Source organism: Massilia mucilaginosa (assembly GCF_011682145.1).
Lineage (GTDB): Bacteria > Pseudomonadota > Gammaproteobacteria > Burkholderiales > Burkholderiaceae_D > Telluria_A > Telluria_A mucilaginosa.
On sequence record NZ_WHJH01000194.1, the window covers coordinates 1 to 534 of the forward strand.

The window sequence follows — 534 nt, forward strand, 5'->3', positions numbered from 1 at the left end:
ACACGGTCGACGCGATCGCCGGCGCCGAACTTGCGACCTCTTTTACTGCCGGCGCCTTCTTGTGGCGCAGCTTGACGCTTGCCAGCATTCCATCGAAGCTGGCATTCCACTCGTCGGTGAACTGGCTCAGGCAAGTCGCGGCGATCAGCATCGCCTTCACCTCGCCCGCTTCGGTGCGCGGCAGCATGGTGATCACCTGGCGCTGGTGCATCAGGTGCCCGGCGCTGCGCCAGCGGTACGCGAGCTCGATGGCCGGCGTCTCGTCCAGCGTGCGTTCCGCTCGGTTCAGCAAGCGGAAATCGGGTAAGGAATTGCCCAGTTCGGCGACGAGCCGGTCGGCGAAATTGACCAGCGAGTCGTCCCCTTGCGCATCCGCATGCGACATCACCACGCTGAACTCGCTCGGTCCCTCGTCGGCCAGCGTGAACATGTGCATGGTCTTGTCCTTGAGCTGCGCCGGCAGCTCGAAGGTCGCGTGATTGGTATGGTATGGCATGCTTGACGGTTCTTTCATCTTGGTTCTCTTTGGGGCGA

The 534-nt window shown here is 62.7% G+C and carries 1 protein-coding gene; it reads right to left on the bottom strand.

Going from position 1 to position 534, the window contains the following annotated elements:
* Nucleotides 1-496 (bottom strand): DcrB-related protein (locus F2P45_RS34530; RefSeq protein WP_223164923.1); only part of this gene is annotated, 496 nt, incomplete at its 3' end.
* Between the last annotated feature and the right edge of the window lie 38 nt (nucleotides 497-534).